The following is a 19,675-nucleotide window of genomic DNA, read 5'->3' on the forward strand; positions in this document are numbered from 1 at the left end:
CCTTCAAGAGTTCTGACGGATGCCTACTGCTGAGCGGGTAGCGCGAACGATTATGGCAGTCACCGTCAAGCGTCCCCATCAATACTTACGCTGATACCGCCCATGAAATTTCAAGGTTCCGAGAACTACGTCGCCACCCAGGATTTGATGCTCGCGGTGAATGCCGCAGCCACCTTGCAGCGCCCGCTGCTGGTCAAGGGCGAGCCCGGCACGGGCAAGACCATGCTGGCCGAGGAAGTGGCTGCAGCGCTGGACATGCCGCTGCTGCAGTGGCACATCAAGTCCACCACCAAGGCCCAGCAGGGCCTGTATGAATACGACGCCGTCAGCCGCCTGCGCGACTCGCAACTGTCCGACATCGACGGCGGCGAGCGCGTCAAGGACATCCACAACTACATCATCAAGGGCGTGCTGTGGCAGGCCTTCACGGCAGACCGGCCCGTGGCCCTGCTGATCGACGAGATCGACAAGGCCGACATCGAATTCCCGAACGACCTGCTGCGCGAGATCGACCGCATGGAGTTCTACTGCTACGAGACGCGCGAGATGATCCGCGCCAAGCACCGGCCGCTGGTGTTCATCACCTCCAACAACGAAAAGGAGCTGCCCGACGCCTTCCTGCGCCGCTGCTTCTTCCACTACATCAAGTTCCCCGACGCCGACACCATGCGCCAGATCGTGGCCGTGCACTTCCCCAAGCTGCAGGGCGAGCTGCTGACCGCCGCGATGAAGGTCTTCTACGACGTGCGCAACCTGCCCGGCCTCAAGAAGAAGCCCTCCACCAGCGAGCTGATCGACTGGCTCAAGCTGCTGGTGGCCGAGGACATTCCCGTGGAATCGCTGCAGACCGCCGAGGGCAAGGTCGCCGTGCCGCCGCTGGTGGGCGCCCTGCTCAAGAACGAGCAGGATGTGAGCCTGTTCGAGAAGCTGGTCTTCATGAACCAGCGCAACCGCTGAGGCCTGCGCCCATGCCCCATCCCGAACACACCAACGACACGGGCGTGCCGGCCCTCACCGGCCAGGTGACGACCATTCCCGTGGCCGGCGCGGTGGCGCACCAGGGCTTTGTGCGACCCGTGGTCATGCGCTTCAACGGCGTGCGGCTGGAGCCCCTGGCCCTCGCCCATGAAGCCGGGCTGCGCGAGGCCGTGCAGGACGGCCAGCTGTGGCGCATCCGCGTGACCTCGGCGCCCGAGCCCGGTGATGTGCGCGCCTATATCGAGGCCGCGCTGGAGCAGCGCAGCCTGGGCAAGCGCTTCGCCTTTGCCGTGCTGGACGACGACAGCGGCAAGGTGCTGGGCACCAGCAGCTACCACGACATCCTGCCCGAGGTGCGCCGCGTGGAGATCGGCTACACCTGGTACGCGCGCAGCGTGCAGCGCACCCATGTCAACACCTCGGCCAAGCTCATGCTCATGGGCCATGCGTTCGACACGCTGTCCTGCCATGTGGTGGGCTGGCGCACGGACTGCTTCAACTTCACCAGCCAGCGCGCCATCGAGCGCCTGGGTGCCAGGAAGGACGGCGTGATCCGCGGCCACGCGCTGCGCCGCGACGGCACCATCCGCGACACCGTGATGTACAGCCTGCGCAGCGGCGAATGGCCCGAGTCGCGCGCCCAGCTGCTGGACCAGCTGCAGCGCCATTCGGACGGCAGCACCGCCGTGGCGCGCACATGAGGGCGCGTACGCCGGGCCCTCGGGAGATGCCATGCTGATCGACTTCTTCTACACCATGCGCGCGGCCAAGCTGCCCGTCTCGGTCAAGGAGTTCCTGACCCTGCTGGAGGCACTGCAGGCCGGCGTGGTCGGCCCCAAGAGCGACGACGCCTGGAGCCTGGACGACTTCTACCACCTGGGCCGCACCGTGCTGGTCAAGGACGAGAAACACTACGACAAGTACGACCGCGCCTTTGCCGCCTATTTCAAGGGCGTGGAGATGGTGGCCGACCTCACGCGCGAAATTCCCCAGGACTGGCTGAAGAAGCTGCTGGAGCGCGAGCTCTCGCCCGAGGAAAAGGCCGCCATCGAGGCCATGGGCTGGGACGAGCTGATGGAGACGCTCAAGAAGCGGCTCGAAGAGCAAAAGGAGCGGCACGAAGGCGGCAACAAATGGATAGGCACGGGCGGCACCAGCCCCTTCGGCCACGGCGGCTACAACCCGGCCGGCGTGCGCATCGGCGGGCCGGGCCGCAACAAGAGCGCCGTCAAGGTCTGGGAGCAGCGCGCCTACCGCGACTACGACGACACGCAGGAGCTGGGCACGCGCAACATCAAGGTCGCGCTGCGCCGGCTGCGCAAGTTCGCCCGCGAAGGCGGCGAGCTGGAGCTGGACCTGCCCGACACCATCCGCAGCACGGCCGCCAACGCGGGCTACCTGGACATCAAGATGATCCCGGAGCGCCACAACAACGTGAAGGTGCTGCTGCTCATGGACGTGGGCGGCACCATGGACGAGCATGTGCAGCGCGTGGAAGAGCTGTTCTCGGCCGTCAAGAGCGAGTTCAAGCACCTGGAGTTCTACTACTTCCACAACTGCGTCTACGACTTCATGTGGAAGAACAACCGCCGCCGCTTCGCCGAGAAGTTTCCGACCTGGGACATCATCCGCAAGTACAACAAGGACTACAAGCTGATCTTCGTGGGCGACGCCACCATGAGCCCCTACGAGATCCTGCAGCCCGGCGGCAGCGTGGAGTACATGAACGAGGAGCCCGGCGCCGAATGGCTGCAGCGCCTGACGCATGCCTTCCCGCGCTTTGCCTGGATCAACCCCGAGCCGCCTGGCGTCTGGCAGTACCGCCAGAGCATCAGCATCATCCAGCAGCTCACGGGCAACCGCATGTACCCTTTGACACTCAAAGGTCTGGAAGACGCCATGCGCCTGCTGTCAAAATAGGCCGATGCCCAAGCTCCCCCCCGCGACAGCGCCGGCCCGAGGGCCGGCGTTTTTGTTTCTGTTGAGTGCAGCCCTGATGCTCGGTGGCTGCAGCCTCCTGCCGTCCAAGAATGATGACAAGGACACGGACCCGTCGCTGATTGCAGCGACCGGCGACCCGGCCTTCTCGCTCGTCGTCGATGCGCCCAAGGAAGTGCGCGAGCTGCTGGAAAAGCACCTCGAGCTGCGCCGCTACCGCTACCAGAGCGATCTGCAGCGGCGCGAGCTCACGCGGCTGCTGGGCGCCACCGACGCCAACGTGCGCGACCTGATCGGCACGCTGGGCTACTTCAGCCCCACGGTCACGGTGGAGATCAAGGAAACGCCCGAATCCGAAGAGGCCCCGCTGCAGGTCACCGTCAAGGTGGACCCGGGCGAGCCCGCCACCATTGCGCGCAGCCAGGTGCGCTTTGCGGGCGTCAATGCCGACGATCCCGATGGCGCCTCCCAGCGCGCCACCATCGAAGAGGACTGGCCGCTGCAGCCCGGCCAGCGCTTCAGCCAGTCCAGCTGGAGCCAGGCCAAGAGCCAGGGCCTGCGCACGCTGCAGTCGCGCCGCTACCCGCTGGCGCGCATCGACTCCAGCCTGGCCGATATCGACGCCGACACGCATGAGGCCGATGTCAGCGTGGCCTATGCGCCCGGCCCGGCCTACACCTTCGGCCCGCTGCGCATCGAAGGCGCCCAGCGCTACGACCCCGTGGGCACGGCCCGCATCGCACGGCTGCCCGAGGGCGAGGAATACGACCAGACCGCCCTGGTCGACGCCCAGCTGCGCCTGGCCAGCAGCGGCTACTACGACTCCGTCTTCCTCACGCTGGCCAACGTGCCCCAGCAGGGAGAAAGCGCCGCCGAGGATGAGGAGGCCCTCAAGCGCAAGGGCGCCCAGGTCACCACGCCCGTCATCGCCCAGGTGCGCGAGGCCCAGATGCAGAAATGGGTCTTCGGCGTGGGCATGAGCACCGACACCGGCCCGCGCCTGAGCGTGGACCACATCCACAACCGCCTGCCCTGGCTGGGCTGGCGTGCCGTCACGCGCATGCGCTTCGACCGCAAGAACCCGCTGATCTCCACGCAGTGGACCGCCCTGCCCGATGAAACCCTGTGGCGCTGGTTCACCACGGCCAAGGCCGAGCGCGCGCCCTCGGGCGACTTCGATGTCAACAGCCTGCAGCTGCGCGCCGGCCGCACCAAGTCCGAAGACCACATCGACCGCAACTACTACCTGCAGTACGACTACGCCAAGACCCAGGGCGAGGGCGCGCCGCCGTCCAGCTCGTCGGTCACGGCCAACTACGGCTGGACGGGCCGCTACTTCGACAGCACGCTGGCGCCCTCCTCGGGCTTCGGCTTCGCCTGGGAAGTCGGCGCGGGCACCACGCTCACGCCCCAGCGCACGCCGTTCGGCCGCGTCTCGGGCCGCTGGCTCAGCCTGATTCCCATCGGCGAGGTCGATCCCGAGACCAAGCGCCGCAGCCGCCTGGCGCTGCGCGCCTCCGGCGGCGCCCTGCTGGCCCGCAAGGATGCCGACCTGCCCGTCACCCAGCTGTTCATCACCGGCGGCGACAACACCGTGCGCGGCTACGGCTACCAGAGCATCGGTGCACGCACCGACAGCGGCAAGGTCATCGGCGGGCGCTACATGGCCGTGGGCAGCATCGAGTGGCAGCGGCCCATCGTCATCAAGGGCAACACGCAGGACTGGGAGCACGCCGTCTTCCTGGACGCCGGCACCGTGGGCGATGCGCCCGACTCCATGTACATGCGCGTGGGCGTGGGCACCGGCCTGCGCTGGCGCAGCCCCGTGGGCCCCGTGCAGGCCGACATCGCCTGGGGCGCCCAGGAAAAACAGCTGCGCCTGCACCTGCGCCTGGGCTTCAACTTCTGACCATGGTGGATTCCCGCTTGAATACCCCTGCCTCCTCCGCCGCGCCAGATCAAAGCCCCCAGGCGTCCCCTTCCCCGCCGGCGCCCCCGCCCGCGCCCCGCCGCCGCCGCTGGCTGCGCGCCCTGCTCTGGTTCTTCCTGGTCCTGGTCCTGCTGCTGGCCGCCCTGCTGGGCTCCGCCTGGTGGTGGGCCGGCCGCGCCGATTCGCTGGCCTACACCCTGCAGCGCGTGGCCGGCTGGCTGCCCGCAGGCCAGAGCCTGCAGGCCAAGGAAGTCACCGGCACCGTGCGCCAGGGCGGGCGCATCGGCTGGCTGCAATGGCAAAGCCCCACCATGAAGGTGGAGCTGCGCGACGCCACCATCGGCTGGCAATTGCGCCCCCTGCTGTCGCGCACCGTGCGCCTGGGCGAAGTGCGCATCGCCGAGCTGAACATTGCCAGCACGCCCGACCCCGAGGACAAGAAACCCGTCGAGCCGCTGCAGCAGCTCGTGCTGCCCGTGAAGATCGACGTGCCCTTCCATGTGGAACGCATCGTCTGGCAAGGCCCGCCCCAGGCCGAGGTGCTGGGCCTGCAAGGCCACTACGTCTACGACGGCAGCGAGCACCAGCTGGACGTGCGCGACCTGCAATGGGCCGATGGCAACTACCAGGCCAGGCTGCGCCTGCAGGCCCGTGCGCCCATGGCCATCCAGGCCGAGCTGCAGGGCGACCTGCAGGCGCCGGCCCTGGCTTCGGACGACGAGGCCTCCACGGCCAAGGCCCCCAAGCCTGCACCGCTGGCCGTGCAGGCCAAGGCACAGATCGACGGCACCCTGGCCACCGCCGCTGCGCAACTGGGCATCAAGCTCCAGGTTGATGCCAAGCCCGGGACGGTGTCCGAGGAAACGCCTCCCCCTCCCGCCGTACAGAAATCCGCCAGGGCCGATGGCAAGAACGGCAAGGCCAGGGAGCGCAAGGAAGCCGCCCCCGTGTCCGAACCCATGCATGCGGACATCGAGGCCAGCATCCGGCCCTGGCAGCCCCAGCCGCTGCAGACCGCGCGCGCCCAGCTCAGCCAGATCGACATCGCCGCCTTCTGGCCCCAGGGACCGCGCACCCGCATCAGCGGCGAATTGCAGGCCGGGCCGGATGGCAAGGCAGCTGATACAGCCCAGGCACCCGCCACGGAACAGGCATCGGACCAGGCACCAGGCTCGGCCATCGCCACCACCGCCTGGCAGCTGACGACACGCCTGAACAACGCCATGCCCGGCCCCTGGGACCGCCAGCGCCTGCCGCTGGACCAGATCGAGGCCGCGGTGCGCTATGACGGCCAGCAGTGGCTGCTGGAGCAGGCGCAGATCGCCATAGGCTCGGGCAGCATCGACGCCCAGGGCCGCTTCGAGCCCGCCACCAAGGTCTTCGAAGGCCAGGCCAAGGTCCAGCGCCTGGATCCCGCCGCGCTCTACAGCATCCTGGAAGCCGCACCGCTGCAGGGCGAGCTGCGCGCCAGCACCACGGCCGAGCAGCAGGTGGACTTCAGCGTGGACATCCAGGCCGCAGCCGCGCCCGCGGGCGGCAAGCGCCAGCCCCTGCGCATAGAGAAACTCGCCACCAAGGGCCGCTGGGCCCAGCCCGTGCTCTCGCTGGAGAACCTGCAGCTTGATGCGCTGCAGGCGTCGGTGCGCAGCCGCAGCCTGCAGTTCGACACCGAACAGCAAAAACTGCAGACCGTGCTGAAGGCCGAGCTGCCCGGCGCCGAGCTCTCGCTGGACGGCCACATCAGCCCCGCCGCAGGCCAGGGCAGCAGCCAGCTCAAGCTGTCGTCACTCACCGCCCTCACGCAATGGCTGCGCAAGCTGCCCGGCATGAAGGACCCGCTGGCCGGCGCCCTGATCGAAGGCCAGGCCCAGCTGGACGCCAGCTGGCGCGGCGGATGGGGCGCACTGCAAAAGCGCATGAAGGCCGCCGTGGGCGACCCGCTTCCCGCCAGCGGCCTGCAACTGCAGGCCGACCTGCAGGCCGCCAAGCTGCGCTACCTGCCCGCCAACACGCCGCCCGAGCAGGCGCTGGAGCTGCCCGAGCTGCGCCTGGCCCTCAAGGGCTCGCCCGAGCAGGCCAGCCTGACCCTCACCGGCCAGGCGAAGCGTGGCACGCAGACCGCGCAGATCGACACGGCCCTGCAGGCAGGCCTTGCCACGGCGCGCGGTGCCGCGCCCCTGGACTGGCAGGCCAGCATTGACAGGCTGCAGGCACGGCTGAATCCGGGCCAGGACCTGCCCGGCCCCTGGCAGTTGCAACTGGCAGGCAAGCAGCCCGTGCAGATCGCCCAGCGCACCACGGGCCGTACCGTACTGTCCACCACGTTCACGGCGTCGGCCGGCAGCCTGCAGGTCACGCCGCCCACGCTGGCCCAGCGCCGCGCCAATGCCGAGGCGCCGCAGCCCGTGCTGCTGGCCTGGGACGACACCCGCGCCACCCAGGGCGGCGACGGCCGCTGGGCCCTGCGCAGCACCGGCCGCGCCCAGGCCCTGCCGCTGGCCTGGGTCGATGCCCTTTCCATGGCCGAGGAGCCCCCGCTGGCCGCCATGGGCCTGAGCGGCGACCTGAGCTTCAACGCCCGCTGGGACCTGGACACCACCGGCCCCGCGCTCAAGGCCGAACTGCTGGTCGAGCGTGCCGCGGGCGACCTGCGCCTGGCCGTGGAAGACGGCTCGGGCACCACCGTCATCCACACCACCGGCCCGCGCTCCAGCAAGCCCGGCGAAGTGCGCACGCATACCGTGCGCGGCGCCGGCATGCGCGCCCACATCAAGCAAGCCCGCCTGAGCGTGCGTGCCCAGGGCGACGACGTGCAGGCCAAGCTCGATTGGGACAGCGAACGCGCCGGCACCCTGACCGCCCAGCTGGGCACGCGCCTGGCCCAGCAGGACGGCACCTGGACCTGGCCCGAGAAGGCCCCGCTGTCCGGCCAGATCGACGCCCGCATGCCCGACATCGGCATCTGGGCGCTGTTCGCCCCGCCCGGCTGGCGCGTCACCGGCTCGCTGCAGGCCAAGGCCGAGATCAGCGGCGACCGCCAGAACCCGCAGTGGCAGGGCAATCTCTCGGCCGACGGCCTGAGCATCCTGTCCGCGCTGGACGGCATCGACCTGCAAAACGGCGTGCTGCGCGCCCGCCTGCAAGGCAACCGGCTGGACCTGACCGAACTGCGCATGCAGGGCGGGCGCGGCAGCAATGCGCGCATCCTGGGCTACAGCGGCAACCTCACCACGGCCCCGCGCGAAGGCGGCGAACTCACGGGCTCGGGCTTCGTGCGCTGGGACCCGCCCAATGCCGATGGCAGCAACTCCGGCCTGAGCATGGACCTGCGCGCCCAGGCCACCAGGCTGCAGGTGCTGGTGCGCGCAGACCGCCAGGTCAGCATCTCCGGCGGCCTGCAGGCCAAGCTGGAGCAAGGGCAGTTCACGCTGCGCGGCGACCTCACCACCGACCGCGCCACCATCATCCTGCCCGAGGAATCCGCCCCCTCGCTGGACTCCGACGTGGTCGTGCACTCGGCCGCCTCGCGCAAGGCCGAGCAGGAAGCGGCGCGCAAACAGCAGCAGGCCGACCGCAAGGCCCAGGCCCGCGCGGAAACCATCAAGCTGCCCGACATCCTCGTCAAGCTCGACCTGGGCCGCGACTTCGCGCTGCAGGGCTACGGCATCACCACCCGCCTGGAAGGCGCGCTGGAAGTGCAAGGCCCCACCGTGGCGGGCGGCCCGCCGCGCATCACGGGCGAGATCCGCACCGTGCAGGGCCGCTACCGCGCCTGGGGCCAGTCGCTGGACGTGGAGACCGGCCTCATCCGCTTCAACGGCCCCTACGCCAACCCCTCGCTGGACATCCTGGCGCTGCGCCCGAACATCGCCGTGCGCGCAGGCGTGCAGGTGCAGGGCACGGCCAACGCCCCGCGCGTGCGCCTGTACTCCGACCCCGAAATGCCCGATGCCGAAAAGCTCTCCTGGGTGGTCATGGGCCGTGACCCCGCCACGGGCGGCGCCGAAAGCGCCCTGCTCCAGCAGGCCGCGCTGTCCCTGCTCAGCGGCGGGCGCAACAACAGCGGCAAGATCGCCAGCAACCTGGGCCTGGACGAAATCGGCTTCAAGGGACCGGGCGGCGAAGGCTCCACCGGCGCCGCCCTCACCCTGGGCAAGCGCCTGTCCAGCGATCTCTACGTCACCTACGAGCAAAGCCTCTCGGGCGCCATGGGCACGCTGTACATCTTCTACGACCTCTCGCGCCGCCTCACCCTGCGCGGCCAGACCGGGGAAACCAGCGCGCTGGACCTGATCTACACCGTGCGCAAGGACTGACGCACAGCGCCCCGCGTGCCGCCCGCCCCGCGGTGCGCGGGGCGGGTCCGGCGTGGGTTTACAATCGCCGTTTGCTCCTCTCCGTAGTTCAATGGATAGAACGGGCGCCTCCTAAGCGCCAGATACAGGTTCGATTCCTGTCGGAGGGACCACCAAGTTGTTGATTTATAAAGATTTATTTCTTAACCGGGACAACAGTGGGACAAAACCGAGCTGATGGGCTCCCTCTATTTTTATGTCGGAGCCGCGCTGACATGCAGCGGTAGGATTCGACACTCAAACTTAGCAGGCATAGCTGCTAAGCTTGCAGCAACCTCTTGATCCCCCTGCAGCGATCCCAAATTAGCAAGGGAGCATGAATGAAAAATTTAGTTTTCATGTCTAGAGGCAGGGTATATCGGCACATTTGGCTATTGATGCCCTTAATTTAGGAGCTTAATATGTCAGAAGCACAAAAAATACTTGATAAATATTGGGACGGTAAGCTACCAGTTGACGTTTTTGATATTGCAAAAAGGCTAGGGATTAAAGTAAGAAAAAGCTATTTCCTTTCCGAAAGCGGAATGATCGAGATTTCAAATGGAAAAGAAGTTACGATCACCATTAATGACAACGAGCATCCCAACCGCCAAAGATTTACCATTGCTCATGAAATAGGGCATTTCGCTCTAAAACATGTCAATCAAACCAATAAATTGCTTCGTGACGAGAGCTCTAATTTTTCAACTGGTGTTTTCAAGCCAGTCGAAAGAGAGGCAAATCATTTTGCCGCCGAACTTTTGATGCCCGAAAGAATGCTGAATTTTGCTATTGGGGAGCGCGGGTACACTTCAGTATTCTCATTGTCTAGGTTGTTTGGTGTATCTGAGGTCGCCATGAAATGGCGCCTCATTAACTTGGAAATGCTCAATGACTGGTGAAGATTTTTCATCTGGCCAGCTGCCGGACGATGAACGACAAAAAGTAGGACTAGGCCTAATTGAGCATCAACAGTTTCACAACCTTAGACAATCGACTTTTTATTCAATCATTGCACTGTCAGTAATTCTTTTCCTTTCTGCAATAGTTTTTGGAGGGTGTATGATACATATTCTCTCAAAGGCAGAGAATAAAGAATTACACTGGCATGCATCTTTGCTTATAGCAGCGTTCGTCATTCCTCCCACGGTTCTTTTAGTGGGTTTAATGCGAGGTGTTTTTAAACAGCAGAGTAGTGACAAAGATGCCACCACAGGCTTACCTCTTGTGGATTTTTACAAAGAGGTAATGAAGAAAGGGGTAGACGCCCTTACAAAGGGCACAACCCCTAACACCTAACACCTAACACCTAACACCTAAGATAATTCAGTAATCTCGTATCGCCGAGGCCCGTGCGGACAAATTTAGTCCTCACGGGCCTTGTCGCTTCTGGCCTCCCGCGATAGTGATTTCCGCAGGCACCTGGTGAAACCGTCAAAACCCGCGTTTCTCCGTCAAATCCCATCACATGAAATGCCGAACACATCGCTGTGCAGGCCCCGCCGCGCTTGGCACGGGCCCCGGTCGTGGGGGGCCGTCAAAAGCCACACATTTAGAGCGGCTAACACCACTTGGTCAGAAGCCCCCCCGCAGAGCGTTATGCTCGCTGCCCTCATGGCACGACGACCCGTAAGCAAAGAACTGTGGCGACAGCCACAACCTCTCATCCCAGCCTTCGTACCTTCCGCCAAAGGTGGTGCCCGCAAGCTCGCAGTCAGCGATGAAGCCGCTCTCAACGGCATCCTGTTCGTGCTGCAAACAGGCATTCCATGGGAAGACCTTCCCCAATCTCTTGGGTACGGTAGCGGCATGACTTGCTGGCGGCGCCTGCGCGACTGGAATGCCGCTGGTGTGTGGGAACAGTTGCACCAGGCCATGCTGACTCGCTTGCGTGAACATGACCAGATCGATTGGAGCCGAGGCAGCATTGATGGCTCCTCGGTACCAAGCCCCCGGGGGGCCAGGAAACGGGGCCCAACCCGACGGACAGAGGCAAGCTCGGCTCCAAGCGACACATCGTTGTAGATGCCAGAGGCATCCCGCTGGTGATCTTGGTTAGCGGCGCGAACCGGCACGACTCCAAGATGTTCGAGAGGTGCGTGGACGCGATTCCTGCGATTGCAGGCCTGCCAGGACGTCCCCGTAGAAGACCGGCAAAGCTGCACGCCGACAAAGGCTACGACTTCAAGCGATGCCGAGCCCACCTGAGGCAGCGGGGCATCATTGGCCGGATTGCTAGACGAGGCATTGAGAGCAGCGAGCGGCTGCGCAAACACCGGTGGGTGGTGGAGAGGACGCACAGCTGGTTTGCAGGCTTTGGCAAGCTGCGAATCCGCTTTGAAAGACGACTGGATATCCACGAAGCGCTGCTGAAACTGGCCGCGGCAATCATCTGTGCGCGCTTCGTGGATCGGTGGTGTTAGCCACTCTTATTGGGGTCGGCCGGTCAGAGGGCGCCGGCGGGCCAGACGCAGGCAACGCTGATTCTCCTTGAGTAGCTTGCAGCTAGTTCGGCCTGAGCGGGCCAAGCAATGGCTGTCGAAAAGCCATCAATCAGCCTTCGGCGGCTTCCAGAAAGAACCACCCAGCACATAGCTGATTCCCATGAAGGTCACAGCCGTTACCAATGACCAGATGGCACCCACGCCGTATCCCCAAAAGACCCAGGGCTCTTCGTGGTTCACCAGAACCTCGACAGCGCCCAGGGCCATCCCAGCCAAGGCACCGCCGACACCGACGACCACACCAAACCACCAAATAGCGATTGCCAGTCTTGCCACCACAGCCTGCCCCCAATGAAGTTGGGCCAGATGGTACACAAATGCATGTGGACTGAAGGTTGCGAGCGTTGCAAGAGGGAGCCACGCACACACGCTCTCGAAAATATTCTTGAAATACAAAAACCGCCCCGATGGCGGTTTCTGCATATCCTGGTACCTGGACCGGATTACGTGCTGGCAGCCATGGCTTCGTGAACCGCATCCGAATGGCGACTAAGCAACGCCCTCCATTCCCGCCCGCCCGGCCAGCTCCGCCACCCCTCGCACCAGCGCACGCCCAGCGTCCGTCGCCTTGCCGTAATGCGCCAGCAGTGCCTGCACATCGGCGTCGGGCGCATGGGAGCGCAGGGACAGCAGCACGTAGCCGATATCGACACCGGCAAGGTGCAGTTGCTGCAGCGCAGTGGCGTCGGGGACGAGGGCGCCGGACTCGAATTGCTGCAGGACCTGTTTGGCTTGGCCGGCCTTGCGGGCCAGTTCGGCTTCGCTGAGGTTCAGGCGCTGGCGCTCCTGTTGCAGGCGGGCGGCGAGGGTAGGTTCAGGGCGCTCATGCTGGATGGCGTTCGGGTCAAACGAGCGGAGGCCGGTCAGAACAAATGAAATGTCCAGGCCATGCGCAGAAATCCGTGCAAGAAACTCGGCGCTGACGGTTGCCACGTCACGCTCCCAGTCCTGATAAGTGCGCGTTTTGGTGCCGCCCAACTCGGCCATGTCCGCTTGAGACAGGCCAAGACGATCGCGTTCTTGACGAAGGCGCTCACCAAAAATTACACGGATTTCTGCATTCATCTTGTTGACGACCACGGATTTCCGTGTGATAGTCGATATACCTTGTAGACCTTGACTCCAAATACTACCTGACCCCTCAGGCGGCTCCTTTGCTGCGCCTGTACGTTGCACGAAGGAGGTCCATGAAGCACGCTGCCGCAAAACCATCGCGCAAGAAGCTCGCCAAGGCGGACCGCGCGCTGTTCCTGCAGGCCGCTGAAGCACTCAAGCAGGCCGCGATGACCGATGAGACGCACCGGCACAGCGGGGAATCCGACCGCCTGCTGCGCATTGCCAGCGATGTGGCACGCCACGCGGCCAAGCCCGGCTCGACGTGCGATCTGCAGAACACGGCGTTCGATGTGGCCGCCTGCATCAATTCTGCGCGGTTGGTGCCCGGCGATGCGGAGTCCGGCCCACGCACTCGCCTGCTGGCAGAAGCGGCCCAGGCGCTGGCGCAGATATCAGAGACGCCGGTGGACGGGATCGTGTTTCCACGCACCACGCTGCACGAATTGCAAGCCAGGCTGGACACCGGCGCAACGCCATCGCAGTGGCGCGAACTGGCCCGCGAGGCCAATTACGAGGCCCAGCAGTTGGCACAGGCGCTGATGCAGATGGGCCACCGCCAGGATATGGAGACCCATGTCGTGGCGCACGGCATGGCGGCGCGCATTGCGCAGCTGACGGAGATCGTTTTCGTGGCCGCCGCCCTGCATGGCGAGCACCGTGATGGCTGGGGCTCGCCGGTCCTGCGCGACGTGCGCCATATCTTTGAAGGCGGCATGGGCCGCCTGGGATGAGCGGGGCGCGGCTCAGCTCTGGACGACGACGTTCTCCAGCCTCAGCACGGCTTCGCGCACCTCGCCCAGGCGCGTGTCCTGCGCCTGCGAGGCCTGGATGATGGTGTCCATGATGTCGCTGGCATTCACGGCAGCCGCGCGCATCTGCTTCATCATGTCGCCCGATTCATTCACACGCTCGAAGCCCAGTTGCACGCTGGCCGCAGACGCGCCGATGACGGATTTGACCTCCCTGGCGGCCTCGGCGCAGCGCTGGGCCAGGCTGCGCACTTCGCCGGCCACGACACCGAACCCGCGCCCCTGCTCGCCCGCACGCGCGGCTTCGACAGCGGCGTTGAGCGCCAGCAGATTGGTCTGGAAGGCAATGCCATCGATCAGGCCCACCATCTCGCCAATGCGCCGGGAGTTGCTGGAGATGCTGGACATGGCGTCGACCGCACTGTCCAGGGCCACGTCGCCGCGCTGGGCAATGCGCGTCACGTCCCTCGCCTGGGCATGCGCGTCATGCGCCTGGGCAGCGCTGTCGCGCACCAGTTGCTGCAGTTGCTCGAAAGCCGATTGCACCAGGCGCGTGGCCTCGTAGCGCTGCGTGATGTCGGTGGCGTACTTCACCACCTTGAAGGGCTGGCCGGACTGGTTGAGCACGGGGCTGTAGTTGGCCTCGATCCAGACATCGTTGCCCAGGCGCCCTATGCGCCGGAACTGGCCCCGGTAGTGCTTGCCCTGCGACAGGTGCGCCCAGAAGGCCGCGTACTCGGCCGAGCTGCGCTCCTGCGGGGCCACGAACATGCTGTGGTGCCGGCCGACCAGCTCGTCTTCGGACGCATAGCCCATGGCCTGCAGAAAATTGCGGTTGCAGCGCAGGATGCTGCCGTCCAGGCCGAACTCGATCACGGCCTGGGCCCTGCCTACCGCCGCCAGCTGGCTGCTGGCTTCGGCGTCGCGCAGCACTTCGGCCGAGATATCCATGGCGTACTTGACGACCCGCAGCACCTGTCCACGGCTGTCGAGCACGGGGCTGTAGTTGGCCTGCAGCCAGACCTCCCGCCCCTGGCGGTCGATGCGCCGGCACCGGCCCACAAAGGCTTGCCCGCGCGCAAGCCGTGCCCAGAAGTCCCGATAGTCCCGAGCCTGCGCATCCGCCGGGTCCAGGAAGATGCGGTGGTGCTGCCCGCGCAGCTCGTCCAGCTCATAGCCCATGAGGTCCAGAAACTGCGCGTTGGCAAAGAGGATGTGGCCCTGGGGATCGAGCTCGATGACGGCCTGGGTGCTGTACAAGGCCTTCAGTTGGGAGCTTGGGGAATCGGAACGCAGGCCGAGCCTGGACAGGATGGAGCGGATGCCGCGCATGGGAGCCCTTGTTATTCAGCGCTGAATGGGTGATTTGCGCCCGACAATGGGCTGGTCTGGCAACGATTGTATCTGTTTGCTATTTTCTGCGTCCTTCGCATTGACGTGCACTTTCTGTCAGAAGACGCCTACAGAAATAAAAAAACTCCTCTTCAATTCACAATTGTTTGCATTTTCTCAAGGCATCCAATTCCCTTTTCTGGCCCAAGTCTTTCAAGCAGCAAGAAACACATGTAACTAATTGATATAGAGTTCGCAGCATTCCGTCGCCTGGCGGCGTCCTCTGTCTTGTGTGCTTGAAAAATGTCTTGTGGCGTTCGGGTGATCGATTTGACTTCCAGCCTGGGCGGCCGCGCCCTGGCCAAGCTGGGCGTGGCCTACGCCCCCGGCAAGCCACGGGTTGCCGTGAGGCTGGCGGACTCGGAAAGCGCCCCTGTCATCGACTGGGGCGGACCGCCGGGGCGGGATGAGCCGCTGTGCGAGCCCTCGGCGCCGAGCGCCCTGGTGCTGCTGATCGGCCCCGGCGCCGTGCATCAGGCCAGGGAGTTGTTTCAAAGAGCATTGAATGAGGCCGTGCGTTGCGTACGCATTTTTCTGATGCCAAGCGCCATCATGGAAGAAATAGCGCTCAAGCAAATGCTGATGCCGCACCATGAATCCATTCAGCTTTACCGATTACCGGACAGCAGTTCAGAAACACTTTGGTTTGTTTTGATCGAAGAGCTGCAGAAGCTCTTAGCCCGATTTTCATCCGGTGGCAACACCGATTTCAGAAAAAGAGAAGTTTCAATGTCAAGCAATCTATCCCAATCCATGCAATCCATTATTTCCATCGAAGGCGCCATGGCAGCGGCCCTGGTGGACCATCAAAGCGGGATGTGCCTGGCCCAGGCGGGCAGCGGCGTGGATCTGGAGCTTGCTGCGGCAGGCAATACCCAGGTGGTGCGGGCCAAGCTCAAGACCATGGAGTCGCTGGGACTGCGCAAGGGCATCGAAGATATTCTGATCACCCTGGGCGACCAATACCATTTGATCCGCCTCATCCCCAACAGCCCCGGGCTGTTTCTCTACCTGGTGCTGGACAAGGCCCGTGGCAACCTCGCCTTGGCCCGCTACAAGCTGACGGATATCGAGCGGTCGCTGAAGGTGTGATCCTGGGACTGCGGGGCTTGGGCCGAGGCATGGCCGGCCCGGCCATCCGGCTGCCCACTCGGCTACCATCGGTGCCCCAATCCCCATGCAGTTTCCCCGAAAGGCCCTCATGCTGCTGTACGCCGATTCGCAATTCGCCTCTCCCTATGCCATGTCCGTATTCGTTGCGCTGAAGGTCAAGGGGATTGACTTCGAGTTGCGCACGCTGGACCTTTCGGCGGGACAGAACACCGGGGCGGACTATGTGGCCGCGTCGCTGACGGCACGGGTTCCCACGCTGGTGGATGGTGAGTTCAGCCTGTCGGAGTCTTCGGCGATTTGCGAGTACCTGCAGGACCGCTTTGGCGGCGCCCCGCTCTACCCCCAGGATGCGCAGGCGCGTGCCCGTGTACGCCAGGTCCAGGCCTGGCTGCGCAGCGATCTGATGGCCTTGCGCTCGGAGCGCAGCACCGAAGTGGTGTTCTACCGCCCCACGCCCACGCCGCTGTCGGATGCGGGCCAGGCTGCGGCGCGCAAGCTGTTTTCGGTGGCCGGTGCCTTCATCCGCTCGGAAGATGACCACATCGCCGGCCCGTGGTCGATTGCCGATGTGGATCTGGCGCTGATGCTCAACCGCCTGGTGCTCAACGGCGATGCCGTGCCTGCGCCGCTGGCCGCCTATGCGCGCCGGCAGTGGCAACACCCCGCCGTCCAGCAGTGGCTGGCCCTGCCCCGCCCGCCCCTGGCAGGCTGATCCGAACGGATACGGCAGGCCATGGACAGCCTTCTCTACATGGGCGTGCGGATCACGCCCGCATCACTGCCCAGCGATGCCTCGCCAGGCGCCTGGCTGCCGCGCGCCACCTTGCTGGAGGTGGCCAGCGGCAAGGCCCTGGAGGCCGTCACCGATGACCAGCCCTGCGATACGCAGCCAGAGGCCGATGCCCGCGCGCTGCGGCTGGGCAAGCGCCATGTGATGAAGGTGCTGCATCAAGGCTGAGGCGCCAGGGTGCTGGCGCCTGCCCGCGCCCCTCAATCCATCTTCACGGCCACCAGCTTCCACCCCATCAGGCCTTCGCGCCTGAAGATGAAGCCGCCCGGCTCGCCGCGCGGGTGCACGAAGACCTTGGACCAGCCCTGGTACTCCACGGAGTAGTCCTTGCGCGGCGGCCCGCCCTGGGTGTCCACGCCCACGCCTGCGGCGGCCACGTCCGTGGGTTTGCCGGGCTTGCCTTTTTCCAGCATGAGCATGACGCCGTCGGGCGAGACCAGCGCCTCGGTGAACTGGCTGACCAGGCCCTGGGCCAGTTGCTGGCCAAAGCCGGCCAGGGGGTTGGAGGCGCTGTCGCCCGAGCCGCCCATCTGGGACTGCAGCCTGGCCATCATCTGGCCCTTGATGCTTTCGCGCAGCGCGGGGAAGTCCACGTAGCCGGACAGGGCCTGGGCGTCGCGGCGCTCCACGGCCTTGCCGATCTGGTGCAGGGCGATGTAGGGCGATGCGTAGAGCAGTCCGGCCGCAGCCACGCAGAGGGCGGCCAGCGCGCGGGCAAGGGTTTTGGGTTTCATGGATCTCTTTCGTGAAGGCAGGCCAGGGGCCTCGCGCAAGCGCGGATGAACGCGTATGCACAGCGCATAAAGGCGGATTCTAGGCGGGCCGTTCGGCGCCGCAGCCACTGCCAGGGCCGTTGCCGCCTGTATTTTTCATAGCGAAACAATAGCGAAGCAATACGCAGAGAGCCCCTATCAGGCCAAGGCCAATGCCTGAAAAACTGGTATTGCCTGGCCCATTCGATTCATACTATAGTTTGTAACAAATAGTTTACAAACCAATACAACATGGATCGCCATTGGCCACGCAGGCCATCGGCAAGCCAGCATCGCCGTTTCCGGATGCCTGTGAGCATTTGTGCAGACCGGGCATTTCCCGTTAATGAAATCTCATTTTCATTACCGAGTTCGTTGTGAGAGATACGAGTCATCACGGGGCGGCCTGACAACGCAAGTACCCACCAACCATCCGCAATGCATGCAAAGGACGCAGTATGAATAATTTCAAGTTATCGACTCGCCTGACCGCCTTGATTGGTTTTCTCTCACTGCTCATGATCGTGATCGGCGCTTTTGGGCTATATGGAATCAGCGAGTCCAACCGCCGATTCAAGGTGGTCTATGAAGAGCGCCTGGTCGCACTGGGCGATCTGCTGGAAGTGCAGCGCCTGCTGCTGCGCAACCGCCATGCGGTCTCGGGCGCCATTGCCGTGCACCTGCCCGAATACACGCAGCAAAAGCAGCAGGAGATACAGATCAACATCAACGACGTGAACAAGGCCTGGGCCTCGTTCCGCCAGACCCGGATGACCGAGGAAGAGGAGCAGCTGGCCGACCGCTTCGAGGCCGTGCGCGCGCTGTTCCTGCAGGGCTTTCTGAAGCCGGCCCAGCAGGCGCTGCAGTCCGGCGACCTGGAGCTGGCCCGGCAGCTGCTGATCGACAAGGACGAGGCCCTGTACGCGCCGCTGCGTGATGTGATCGTGCAGCTGACCGCGCTGCAGACCCGCGTCGCCAAGGAGGAATACGACGCCGCGCAGTCGCTCTACCAGGTGATCTTTGCGGTGGCCGTGGGCTCCATCATCGCGGGCGTGCTGCTCGGGGTGCTGCTGGGCTGGTCCATCATCCGCAACATGGCGCGGTCGCTGCGCCTGGCCATCCATACGGCCGATGCCGTGGCGGCGGGCGACCTGACACGGCACATCGATGTGCGCGGCAAGGACGAGGTGTCCATGCTGCTGCGCGCGCTGCAGACCATGCAGGAGGGGCTGCGTGGCGTGGTGCGCCAGGTGCACCAGGGATCGGTCAGCGTGGCAGCTGCCAGCGGGCAGATCGCGCAGGCCAACCAGGACCTGTCCTCACGCACGGAAAGCCAGGCCAGCGCCCTGCAGCAGACGGCCGCCTCCATGGAGCAGCTCAGCTCCACCGTGCGCCAGAACGCCGACAACGCGCAGATGGCCAACCAGCTGGCGCTGGGTGCCTCCACCGTGGCCGAGCAGGGCGGCGAGGTCGTGCGGCAGGTGGTGGACACCATGCGCGGCATCAGTGATTCCAGCCGGCAGATCGCCGACATCATCAATGTGATCGACGGCATTGCCTTCCAGACCAATATCCTGGCGCTGAACGCGGCCGTGGAAGCCGCGCGTGCGGGCGAACAGGGCCGGGGCTTTGCCGTGGTGGCCACCGAGGTGCGCGGCCTGGCCAGCCGCAGTGCCGAGGCCGCCAAGCAGATCAAGCAACTGATCACCGACAGCGCCAGCCGCGTGCACAACGGCAGCGCGCTGGCCGACCAGGCCGGCACGACCATGGCCGAGGTGGTGGACGCCATACGCCGCGTGACGGATCTGATGGGCGAGATCAGCGCCGCCAGTTCCGAGCAAAGCTCGGGCGTGGCCCAGATCGGCCAGGCGGTCACGCAGATGGACCAGGCCACGCAGCAGAACTCGGCACTGGTGGAGGAGATGGCCGCCGCCGCCTCCAGCCTGCGCGGCCAGGCCGGCGACCTGGTGCGCACGGTGGGCGCCTTCAAGCTGGAGGCGGCAAGCGGCCATCAGCATGCCGCCGTGGAGCTGCAGCGCAGGCAGCCCATGCTGGCAGCAGGCTGAGGCGGAAAGAAAA

General features: G+C 64.9%; 17 protein-coding genes and 1 tRNA gene. 14 read left to right on the top strand and 4 right to left on the bottom strand.

What is annotated here, in order from left to right; genetic code table 11:
* The first annotated feature begins 102 nt into the window (after positions 1-102).
* From AC57B5_RS13950 to AC57B5_RS13990, 9 genes are all read left to right on the top strand, one after another.
* Positions 103-957 (top strand): AAA family ATPase, encoded by an 855-nt coding sequence (locus AC57B5_RS13950; RefSeq protein WP_012203589.1) that lies wholly within the window; start codon positions 103-105, stop codon positions 955-957.
* 11 nt (positions 958-968) lie between these two features.
* Positions 969-1,679: a GNAT family N-acetyltransferase gene (locus tag AC57B5_RS13955; RefSeq protein WP_496399757.1), complete on the top strand. Its 711-nt coding sequence runs from the start codon at positions 969-971 to the stop codon at positions 1,677-1,679.
* 31 nt (positions 1,680-1,710) lie between these two features.
* Positions 1,711-2,898, top strand: coding sequence for a vWA domain-containing protein (locus AC57B5_RS13960; RefSeq protein WP_012203587.1), 1,188 nt, complete (start codon positions 1,711-1,713; stop codon positions 2,896-2,898).
* Positions 2,899-2,902: 4 nt separating this feature from the next.
* Positions 2,903-4,825 (top strand): autotransporter assembly complex protein TamA, encoded by a 1,923-nt coding sequence (locus AC57B5_RS13965; protein WP_202760167.1) that lies wholly within the window; start codon positions 2,903-2,905, stop codon positions 4,823-4,825.
* 2 nt (positions 4,826-4,827) lie between these two features.
* The gene (locus AC57B5_RS13970) at positions 4,828-9,162 is read left to right on the top strand and encodes a translocation/assembly module TamB domain-containing protein (RefSeq protein WP_496399758.1); all 4,335 of its coding nucleotides are present in this window, start codon (positions 4,828-4,830) and stop codon (positions 9,160-9,162) included.
* A 77-nt stretch (positions 9,163-9,239) separates the two neighbouring features.
* Positions 9,240-9,314 (top strand) — tRNA-Arg (locus tag AC57B5_RS13975).
* A gap of 288 nt (positions 9,315-9,602) precedes the next feature.
* The gene (locus AC57B5_RS13980) at positions 9,603-10,082 is read left to right on the top strand and encodes an ImmA/IrrE family metallo-endopeptidase (protein WP_496399759.1); all 480 of its coding nucleotides are present in this window, start codon (positions 9,603-9,605) and stop codon (positions 10,080-10,082) included.
* On the top strand, positions 10,072-10,479 hold the full coding sequence (locus AC57B5_RS13985; RefSeq protein ID WP_496399760.1) for a hypothetical protein: 408 nt from the start codon (positions 10,072-10,074) through the stop codon (positions 10,477-10,479). Before AC57B5_RS13980 ends, AC57B5_RS13985 begins: the two co-directional genes overlap by 11 nt.
* Before the next feature lie 315 nt (positions 10,480-10,794).
* Positions 10,795-11,603 (top strand): IS5 family transposase gene (locus tag AC57B5_RS13990; protein ID WP_496400115.1). Its coding sequence is split into 2 segments (ribosomal slippage): positions 10,795-11,125 and positions 11,125-11,603, totalling 810 coding nucleotides; the frame shifts between segments, so codons are not numbered across the junction.
* A 126-nt stretch (positions 11,604-11,729) separates the two neighbouring features.
* Here AC57B5_RS13990 and AC57B5_RS13995 read toward each other — a convergent pair.
* A complete protein-coding gene (locus AC57B5_RS13995; RefSeq protein ID WP_447916655.1) occupies positions 11,730-12,107 on the bottom strand; it encodes a hypothetical protein in 378 nt (125 codons plus the stop codon).
* Positions 12,108-12,173: 66 nt separating this feature from the next.
* A complete protein-coding gene (locus AC57B5_RS14000; protein ID WP_496399761.1) occupies positions 12,174-12,764 on the bottom strand; it encodes a helix-turn-helix domain-containing protein in 591 nt (196 codons plus the stop codon).
* A gap of 107 nt (positions 12,765-12,871) precedes the next feature.
* Here AC57B5_RS14000 and AC57B5_RS14005 point away from each other — a divergent pair, with 107 nt between their 5' ends.
* On the top strand, positions 12,872-13,531 hold the full coding sequence (locus AC57B5_RS14005; RefSeq protein ID WP_454709697.1) for a hypothetical protein: 660 nt from the start codon (positions 12,872-12,874) through the stop codon (positions 13,529-13,531).
* 12 nt (positions 13,532-13,543) lie between these two features.
* On the opposite strand, the gene AC57B5_RS14010 is transcribed toward AC57B5_RS14005, so the two are convergent.
* Positions 13,544-14,881 carry a methyl-accepting chemotaxis protein gene (locus AC57B5_RS14010; RefSeq protein WP_099734574.1) on the bottom strand — a complete coding sequence of 446 codons (1,338 nt, stop codon included), beginning with the start codon at positions 14,879-14,881 and terminating at the stop codon, positions 13,544-13,546.
* A gap of 813 nt (positions 14,882-15,694) precedes the next feature.
* On the opposite strand from AC57B5_RS14010, the gene AC57B5_RS14015 reads away from it, so the two are divergent.
* From AC57B5_RS14015 to AC57B5_RS14025, 3 genes are all read left to right on the top strand, one after another.
* Positions 15,695-16,033: a hypothetical protein gene (locus tag AC57B5_RS14015; protein WP_017405441.1), complete on the top strand. Its 339-nt coding sequence runs from the start codon at positions 15,695-15,697 to the stop codon at positions 16,031-16,033.
* A gap of 109 nt (positions 16,034-16,142) precedes the next feature.
* Positions 16,143-16,766, top strand: coding sequence for a glutathione transferase (gene yfcF, locus AC57B5_RS14020; protein ID WP_063327144.1), 624 nt, complete (start codon positions 16,143-16,145; stop codon positions 16,764-16,766).
* Positions 16,767-16,787: 21 nt separating this feature from the next.
* Positions 16,788-17,012: a hypothetical protein gene (locus AC57B5_RS14025; RefSeq protein WP_012203534.1), complete on the top strand. Its 225-nt coding sequence runs from the start codon at positions 16,788-16,790 to the stop codon at positions 17,010-17,012.
* A 32-nt stretch (positions 17,013-17,044) separates the two neighbouring features.
* Here AC57B5_RS14025 and AC57B5_RS14030 read toward each other — a convergent pair whose 3' ends face one another.
* Complete coding sequence (locus tag AC57B5_RS14030) at positions 17,045-17,578, bottom strand: DUF2939 domain-containing protein (RefSeq protein WP_065346315.1); 534 nt, start codon at positions 17,576-17,578, stop codon at positions 17,045-17,047.
* 476 nt (positions 17,579-18,054) lie between these two features.
* Here AC57B5_RS14030 and AC57B5_RS14035 point away from each other — a divergent pair, with 476 nt between their 5' ends.
* On the top strand, positions 18,055-19,662 hold the full coding sequence (locus AC57B5_RS14035) for a methyl-accepting chemotaxis protein (protein WP_428141290.1): 1,608 nt from the start codon (positions 18,055-18,057) through the stop codon (positions 19,660-19,662).
* Positions 19,663-19,675 lie beyond the last annotated feature (13 nt).

The organism is Delftia sp. BGA-UO-ETr-SB1, assembly GCF_059567865.1.

Excerpts from the sequence above, each read along its gene's own strand:
- AC57B5_RS13950 (WP_012203589.1), top strand. The coding sequence starts at position 103 with ATGAAATTTCAAGGTTCCGAGAACTACGTCGCCACCCAGGATTTGATG.
- AC57B5_RS13955 (WP_496399757.1), top strand. The coding sequence starts at position 969 with ATGCCCCATCCCGAACACACCAACGACACGGGCGTGCCGGCCCTCACC.
- AC57B5_RS13960 (WP_012203587.1), top strand. The coding sequence starts at position 1,711 with ATGCTGATCGACTTCTTCTACACCATGCGCGCGGCCAAGCTGCCCGTC.
- AC57B5_RS13965 (WP_202760167.1), top strand. The coding sequence starts at position 2,903 with ATGCCCAAGCTCCCCCCCGCGACAGCGCCGGCCCGAGGGCCGGCGTTT.
- AC57B5_RS13970 (WP_496399758.1), top strand. The coding sequence starts at position 4,828 with ATGGTGGATTCCCGCTTGAATACCCCTGCCTCCTCCGCCGCGCCAGAT.
- AC57B5_RS13980 (WP_496399759.1), top strand. The coding sequence starts at position 9,603 with ATGTCAGAAGCACAAAAAATACTTGATAAATATTGGGACGGTAAGCTA.
- AC57B5_RS13985 (WP_496399760.1), top strand. The coding sequence starts at position 10,072 with ATGACTGGTGAAGATTTTTCATCTGGCCAGCTGCCGGACGATGAACGA.
- AC57B5_RS13995 (WP_447916655.1), bottom strand. The coding sequence starts at position 12,107 with ATGCAGAAACCGCCATCGGGGCGGTTTTTGTATTTCAAGAATATTTTC.
- AC57B5_RS14005 (WP_454709697.1), top strand. The coding sequence starts at position 12,872 with ATGAAGCACGCTGCCGCAAAACCATCGCGCAAGAAGCTCGCCAAGGCG.
- AC57B5_RS14010 (WP_099734574.1), bottom strand. The coding sequence starts at position 14,881 with ATGCGCGGCATCCGCTCCATCCTGTCCAGGCTCGGCCTGCGTTCCGAT.
- AC57B5_RS14015 (WP_017405441.1), top strand. The coding sequence starts at position 15,695 with ATGCAATCCATTATTTCCATCGAAGGCGCCATGGCAGCGGCCCTGGTG.
- yfcF (WP_063327144.1), top strand. The coding sequence starts at position 16,143 with ATGCTGCTGTACGCCGATTCGCAATTCGCCTCTCCCTATGCCATGTCC.
- AC57B5_RS14025 (WP_012203534.1), top strand. The coding sequence starts at position 16,788 with ATGGACAGCCTTCTCTACATGGGCGTGCGGATCACGCCCGCATCACTG.
- AC57B5_RS14030 (WP_065346315.1), bottom strand. The coding sequence starts at position 17,578 with ATGAAACCCAAAACCCTTGCCCGCGCGCTGGCCGCCCTCTGCGTGGCT.
- AC57B5_RS14035 (WP_428141290.1), top strand. The coding sequence starts at position 18,055 with ATGAATAATTTCAAGTTATCGACTCGCCTGACCGCCTTGATTGGTTTT.